Origin of the sequence: Kitasatospora sp. NPDC058492, from assembly GCF_042720685.1 — a bacterium.
Classification (GTDB): domain Bacteria; phylum Actinomycetota; class Actinomycetes; order Streptomycetales; family Streptomycetaceae; genus Kitasatospora.
Genome location: NZ_JBHXMU010000015.1, coordinates 60,479 through 67,634, shown reverse-complemented (window position 1 = coordinate 67,634; position 7,156 = coordinate 60,479). Strand labels below are relative to the sequence as shown.

The following is a 7,156-nucleotide window of genomic DNA, read 5'->3' as shown; positions in this document are numbered from 1 at the left end:
CCCCGGGGGCCCGCGCCTCCCCCCCCCGCCCCCCCAACGGGGAGCCCCCGTCGGGGTGTTGTGTCGTGGTACGCGGCGGGGGGCGGCGCCCGACCGGCGCCGCCCCTCTCCGCACGTCTTCCTCCGGGCGTTCAGGCCCGCAGGTAGGTGAGCACGGCGAGCACCCGGCGGTGGCCGCTGTCCGGCGTGGGCATGTTCAGCTTGGCGAAGATGTTGCCGATGTGCTTGTTCACCGAACTCTCCGCGATGAACAGCATCTCGGCGATGGTGCCGTTGTTGCGCCCCTCCGCCATCAGTGCCAGGACCTCGCGCTCGCGCTGGGTCAGCGAGGACAGCGGGTCGTCACCGGCCCGGCGGACCATCAGCTGCGAAATGACCTCCGGGTCCATCGCGGTGCCGCCGTCGGCGACCCGCTCCAGCGCGAGCAGGAACTCCTCGGCGCGCCCCACCCGGTCCTTCAGCAGGTAGCCGACCCCGGAGGCGCTCTGCGCCAGCAGCTCCGTCGCGTACGCCCGTTCGACGTACTGCGAGAGCACCAGGACGGGCAGGTTGGGCAGTTGCTTGCGGGCCTCGACGACGGCCCGCAGGCCCTCGTCGCGGAACGTCGGCGGCAGCCGGACGTCCACCACGGCGACGTCCGGGCGGTGTTCGAGCAGCGCGGGCAGCAGGTCGTCCCCGTTGTCCACGGTGACGCACACCTCGTGCCCCTCGCTGTTCAGCAGCAGTACCAGCCCCTCACGGAGCAGGGCGTTGTCTTCGGCGATCAGGATCCGCATGGAATCTCCACCTTCAGTACGGTCGGGCCCCCGGGCGGGCTGAACAGGTCGGTGGTCCCGTCGAAGGCGGCGACCCGGCGCCGGAGTCCGAGGATGCCGCTCCCCGTGCCCTCGGTGGCGCCGCCCTTGCCGTCGTCCTCGACCCTGATCGAGATGGCGTCCGACGCGATCCGCAGCCACACCAGCGCGCTGCGCGCCCCGCTGTGCTTCGTGATGTTGGTGAGCGCCTCGGAGATCACGAAGTAGGCCGCGGCCTCGGCGGCGGCGGGCGCGCGGGGCGCCGCGCCGGCCGACTCGTCGATGTCTATCCGGGTCGGGACCCCGCACAGCGCGGTGAGCGCCCGGACGGCGTCGGTCAGCCCGCGGTCGGCGAGCACCGGCGGGTAGATGCCGCGGACGAGGTGGCGCAGCGACTCCAGCGCCTGCTCGGCGAGGTTCTGGGCCGCGTCCACCATCTCCGGGACCTGCTCGGGCCGTTGGCCGAGCGCGCGCTTGATCATGCCGAGCCGCAGCGAGACGGCGACGATGCCGGCCTGCGCCCCGTCGTGCAGATCGCGTTCGATCCGGCGCAGTTCGGCGTCGTGCGCGTCGAGCGCCTCGGCGCGGGTCACCGAGAGTTCGCGGACCCGCTGCGCGAGCGCGACCCGGGGGCGGGCGGTCAGCAGCCGGCGGGACATCCGGGCGTGCACGAGGGCCAGCCCGCGCATCGCGGCCATCGCCACCACGGCGTAGCCGACGCCGATGAACACCGCGACGAAGGACTTCAGCCACGAGTCGACGTTCATCAGGATGATCGAGTTGCGCTCGCCCGACGCGAGCTTCCACCACACCGGTGCGGAAAGCCAGTTGAAGGCGTTGCCGCAGATGCTCAGGGCGAAGATGCACAGGGCCGAGCCGACGACGCCGTGGGTGATCACCCAGACCAGGTCCTTGCGGACGGCCGGGTCGCGCAGGGAGGGCTTGCGGGGGCCGGTGCGGCCGGGCTCCAGGTCGCGGTAGGGCGTGCGGACCTCGGTCTCCAGCAGCCGGCCGACCCACCGGCGGTGGACCTCCGCGTACCTGCGCAGCACCCGCAGTGTCCTGGGCAGCAGCAGGAAGCCCGTTCCGACCAGGCAGAGCGCGAAGATGATGGCGATCAGGTAGAACAGCAGCAGCCCGGCGAGTCCGGTCATCAGGCAGAGCAGGACGTAGCCCGCGGCCGGAGGGAAACGGATCACCGTCTGGCGGACCCACTGCTCGGGTTGTAAGCGTCGCAACTCGGCAATGCTGGGGGCGCGCACGGCTCCTAAAACCCTCCGAGTCGTCATCCCGATCACCCTACCACCGTCCCAAATGCGGCGGTGGGTGGCACTTTTCTGCACCATCGACTCTCCAGTTCGTGCCCTGGTTCCGCACCTGCTCCAGGACTTACCTTCGTGAACGTCAAGTAGTGCGTGCGAGTGGTGGAGGCCGGAAGTGAGCAGAAAGGGACGCGGAGCGCGGACGGAGGAGTTCCAGAGCGCGGCCGCGGAGGAGGAGTACGCGGCGCCGCCGCGGCCGGACGGCAGTGCCGCTCTGGACGCCCACTGGGTCGTCCGCCTCGACGGGGTCCGGAAGACGTACGGCAAGGGCGCCGGGGCCGTGCACGCGCTGCGCGATCTGTCCCTCGCCTTCGCCCGGGGCACCTTCACCGCGGTGATGGGTCCGTCCGGGGCGGGCAAGAGCACCTTCCTGCACTGCGCCGCCGGGCTGGACCGCCCGGACGCCGGCTCGGTGGTGCTCGGCGGTACCGAGCTGGCGCAGCTGAGCGAGGTCGATCTGACCATCATGCGCCGGGAGCGGGTCGGCTTCATCTTCCAGGCGTACAACCTGATGGCGGCGTTGACCGTCGCGGACAACATCACCCTGCCGCTGATGCTGGCCGGTCGCCAGCCGGACCACCAGTGGTTGCAGCAGGTCGTGACGCAGGTGGGTCTCGCCGACCGGATGAGCCACCGGCCCTCGGAGCTGTCCGGCGGCCAGCAGCAGCGGGTGGCCATCGCCCGGGCGCTGGCGGCGCGGCCCGAGGTGGTCTTCGCGGACGAGCCGACCGGGGCGCTGGACACCCGCACCGCCAAGCAGGTGCTGACGCTGCTGCGCGAGGTCGTGGACAGCCTCGGACAGACGGTGATCATGGTGACCCACGACCCGATCGCCGCCTCCTACGCGCACCGCGTGGTGTTCCTCGCGGACGGGAGCTACGCGGAGGAGATGACGCACCCCACTCCGGACCGGGTGGCCGAGCGCATGACCCGGCTGGGGGAGTGGTGAGACGTGTTCAGGCTCGTCGTACAGACCGTCAAGGAGCGTAAGGCCGGGTTCGTCGGGGCGTTCGTCGCCCTGTTCGGCGCGTCCGTGCTCGTCACGGCCTTCGGGATCATCCTCCAGTCCGGCATCGGCAACGGGGTGCCGGTCCAGCGCTACTCCGGCGCTGCGGTCGTGGTCGGCGGTCAGAAGCACTTCACGGTCCACGAGGCCAAGAAGAGCAAGTCCAAGGACCTCAAGGACGCCGTCGGCGTCCCGATCGACCTGGTCGACAAGGTCGCCAGGACCGAGGGCGTCGACAAGGCCGTCCCGGTGCTCACCTTCCCCGCGCAGGTCGTCTCCAACGACGGCGAGGAGCTGGTCAAGGGCGCCGACGACCGGACGTCCAACGGCACCAACTGGGGCGCGGCCGCGCTCGGCCCGTACGACCGCAACGGCGACGAGCCGAAGCGCGCCGGCGAGGTGGTGCTGGAGAAGTCCGTCGCCGACCACCGCAAGGTGAAGGTGGGCGACAGCGTCAAGATCGCCTCCACCCGGGACGCCAGCTCGTACAAGATCGTCGGCATCGTCACCTACAAGGGCGGCGGCGGGGCGCTGCGCACCCCGCCGGTGTTCTTCTCCGACGACGAGGCGCGCACCCTGTTCGGCCGCACCGACCAGGTCAGCGCCATCGGCGTGCTGGCGCCCAAGGACACCAACGCCGGCAAGCTCGGCGACCGGATCGACAAGGCGCTCAAGGGCTCCGCGATCGACGTCTACACCGGTGACGGGCGCAGCAGCGTCGAGAACCCGGACGTCGCCTCGGCCCGGGGCAGCCTGAAGGAGCTGGCGGGCTCGCTCGGCGGCACCGTCGTGCTGATCACCATGATGGTGGTGGGCAGCACCCTGGCGCTCAGCGTGCACCAGCGCCGGCGCGAGCTGGCGCTGCTGCGCGCGGTCGGCGCGACGCCCAAGCAGATCCACAAGATGATCTCGGGCGAGGCCCTGGTGATCTCGCTGGTGGCCTCGATCCTGGGCTGCTTCCCCGGCATGCTGGCCGCCGGGGTGCTGCGCGGGGCGCTCGGGGCGATCGGCATCCTGCCGGACGACTTCGAGTTCTCCTACGGCCCGATCCCGGCGATCGCCGCGGTCGGCATCGGCGTGATCGCCGCGCAGGTGGCGGCGTTCGCGGTGGCCCGCCGGGTGGTGTCGATCCGGCCGGTGGAGGCGCTCAGCGAGGCCCAGACCGAGCAGCCGGGCATCGGCGGCGCCCGGGTGGCCATCGGGATCCTGCTGTTCGTCCTCGGCTTCTGCGCGTCGCTGCTGCCGCTGTTCTTCGGCAGCATCTTCGCGGTGGCCGCGGCCGGCAGCGGCGGCCTGATCATGGTGATCGCGATCCTCATGCTGGCCCCGCCGGTGGTGGCGAAGGCGACCAGGCTGATGGCCGCGCCGTTCCAGCGGCGGTTCGGGACCCTCGGGTTCCTGGCCGTGGCCAACACCCGGGCCAACGCCCGGCGGCTGGCGGCCGGCATCGGCCCGCTGATCCTGGCGATCGGCTTCGCCTCGGTGCAGCTGTTCATCCCGACCACCACGTCGGGTGCGGCCGAGGCGCAGGCCCAGGCGGGCGTCGTCGCCGACTACACGGTGACCAGCGATTCCGGCGGCCTGCCGGTCACCGCGCCGAAGTTCATCGCCGGCCTGGACGGGGTGGACGCCGCGGCCGGGACGGTGCGGGTCGACCTGTTCGCCTCGACGAAGATGCTCGGCTCGCCGGAGATCTTCGACTACAAGGCGCAGGGGCTGACCCCGGGCAACCTGAGCCGGGTCGTCGACCTGGACGTCTCCGAGGGCTCCCTGGACAACCTGTCCACGGACACGGTGGCGATCAGCAGCGGGGCTTCGGCCACGCTCGGCGCGAACGTCGGCGGCCAGATCAAGGTGCACATGCCCGACGGGCAGACGCTGGAGCCGAAGGTGATCGCCGTGTACAAGCGCGGCCTGGGCTTCGGCGACATCACCCTGTCCTACGACACCGTGCTCCAGCACAGTTCGCGCCGGATGTACGACTCGGTGCTGGTCCGGGCCAAGGACGGCGCCGACAAGAAGAAGGTGATCGGGGAGCTCACCGGGCTCAACGACCGCTACCCCGGGGTGCACGTCCAGGACAAGGGCGGCCTGTCCGCCGCCCAGGAGAAGGCCGGCACGGCCAACCTGTTCGGCAGCGCGCTGCCGCTGGTCCTGGTCTTCGGGTACATCGCGGTGGCCGTCGCCAACACCCTGGTGATGACCACGCTGTCCAGAGCACGGGAGTTCGCGCTGCTGCGGCTGGTGGGCGCGACCCCCGATCAGGTCATGCGGATGATGCACACCGAGACGTTGATGCTGATCCTGATCGCGGTGGTGGTCGGCAGCCTGGTGCCCATCGTGCCGTTGATGACGGTGAGCATGGGCCTGACCGGGTCCCTGGTTCCGCACATTCCGCCGCTGCTCTACCTGGCGATCGTGGCGGCGACCTCGGCCCTGGCCGCGGCGGCCGTTCTGGTGCCGACCAAGCTCGCCCTGCGCGCCCGCCCGGTGGAGGCCATCGGACTGCGCGAGTAGCTCCGCCCCCACCATTGCCACACCGACCCGCCGATGGGGTCCGCGACTGCGGACCCCATCGGCGTTTTCGGGTTTCCGGGCAGGTCGAACGGCGTTTCGCAGTGCGGCAACCAGGGTCATTCGGCTGCCGCTTAACGACCCTGACCGGCCCCGCCGCCCGGTGTTAGCCTGCATTCACCAGAGCGAATTCCCCTTTTGCGTAATCCCCGTACCGACGAGCCGTGGACGGAACACGGCCGAACGGGGCTGTTGTGCTGCGCCTTTTTCGGATTCCGGTGAATGCGGTGGGTGGGTTTTAGTGAATTCACAGTCATGGCGTGAAAAGGCCGGACGGCTCGCGCGCGAACACGGTGTGCGCTCCCTCCGGTGCGCGTTCTACGACGCCGGCGAACTCCACGTCGCCGAGGCGGGTGCGGAGCCCGGGCCGGCGCCCGCCGCGCCGTTCGCCTCGCTCACCAAGCTCTTCACCGCGACGCTGGCCATGCAGCTGGCCTTCGACGGCGACCTCGACCTGGACCTGCCGGTCGGCGAGTACCTGAACGAACCACCCTTCGCCGAGCTGGGACTGACGACCCGCCACCTGCTCAGCCACTCCTCCGGGCTGGTCTGCGACGGCCCCGGCGACGGCGGGCTGCGGGCCGCCGTCGCGGCCGGCCCGCTGTTCGCCCCCGGCACCGCGTTCTCGTACTCCAACGCCGGGTTCGCGCTGGCCGGAAAGGTCATCGAGGCCGCCGCCGGGGTGAGTTGGCGCAACGCCGTGACGGACTTCCTGCTCCGGCCGCTGGACATCGAGCCGGCCTTCCTGGCGGCCGACGAGATCCCCCGCGACCTCGCCCCCGCCGCCGCGATCGCCGGCACCGTCACCGACCTGGTCGCGTTCGCCCGGCTCCACCTGGACGACCGCGACGCCTCGCACGCCGCCCTGCTCGACCAGGAGGCCGTCCGGGAGCTGGCCGAACCGCCCTTCGACACCCTGCCGTTCGGCCTGGCCGACGGCTGGGGCCACGGCTGGGCCCGGTACGGCAACGGCGCCGACCGCTGGCTCGGCCTCGACGGCGTGGGCGCGGGCGCCACCTGCCACCTGCGGATCCAGCCGGAACGCGGCACCGTGATCGCCCTCCAGGCCGACTCCGCGGCCGGCCTCGGCGCCTGGCAGGACCTGCTGGCCCAGCTCCGGGCCGAGGGCGTGGACGTCGCCGGCTACGCGCCGGGCCCCGCCGCCGGCGCCGCGCAGGACCTGTCGGACCGCGTCGGGCAGTGGGCCAACGGCGAGACCGTGTACCGGATCCGCCCCGGCGCCGACACGGCGGACGGCGCACACCCCGGCGCCACCGTCCTGGTCGACGACGACGGGATGGAGTACGACCTGACCGGCCGAGGCGAGCGCTTCTTCGCCGCCCGGCACCCGCGGCTGCCCGAGGTGGAACACCTCGGCCGCTTCCTGCTCGACCCGGAGACCGGGCGCGCGGACCACATGCAGTTCGGCGGCCGCGTCCTGCGACGCGTCGCCTGAACAG

The 7,156-nt window shown here is 71.7% G+C and carries 5 protein-coding genes; 3 read left to right on the top strand and 2 right to left on the bottom strand.

Features of this window, described 5'->3' with window-relative positions:
* Window positions 1-131: 131 nt before the first annotated feature.
* Both ACFWPI_RS12665 and ACFWPI_RS12660 read right to left on the bottom strand, forming a co-directional pair.
* A complete protein-coding gene (locus ACFWPI_RS12665; protein WP_363375491.1) occupies window positions 132-776 on the bottom strand; it encodes a response regulator transcription factor in 645 nt (214 codons plus the stop codon).
* On the bottom strand, window positions 764-2,032 hold the full coding sequence (locus tag ACFWPI_RS12660; RefSeq protein ID WP_244293481.1) for a sensor histidine kinase: 1,269 nt from the start codon (window positions 2,030-2,032) through the stop codon (window positions 764-766). Before ACFWPI_RS12660 ends, ACFWPI_RS12665 begins: the two co-directional genes overlap by 13 nt.
* Window positions 2,033-2,330: 298 nt before the next feature.
* On the opposite strand from ACFWPI_RS12660, the gene ACFWPI_RS12655 reads away from it, so the two are divergent.
* The 3 genes from ACFWPI_RS12655 (at window position 2,331) to ACFWPI_RS12645 (ending at window position 7,152) form a co-directional block, all read left to right on the top strand.
* Window positions 2,331-3,065 carry an ABC transporter ATP-binding protein gene (locus tag ACFWPI_RS12655; RefSeq protein WP_063351478.1) on the top strand — a complete coding sequence of 245 codons (735 nt, stop codon included), beginning with the start codon at window positions 2,331-2,333 and terminating at the stop codon, window positions 3,063-3,065.
* Window positions 3,066-3,068: 3 nt separating this feature from the next.
* Window positions 3,069-5,639, top strand: a complete 2,571-nt coding sequence (locus tag ACFWPI_RS12650) for an ABC transporter permease (RefSeq protein WP_380373321.1) — start codon at window positions 3,069-3,071, stop codon at window positions 5,637-5,639.
* 160 nt (window positions 5,640-5,799) lie between these two features.
* Window positions 5,800-7,152 (top strand): serine hydrolase domain-containing protein, encoded by a 1,353-nt coding sequence (locus tag ACFWPI_RS12645; RefSeq protein ID WP_380424774.1) that lies wholly within the window; start codon window positions 5,800-5,802, stop codon window positions 7,150-7,152.
* Window positions 7,153-7,156 lie beyond the last annotated feature (4 nt).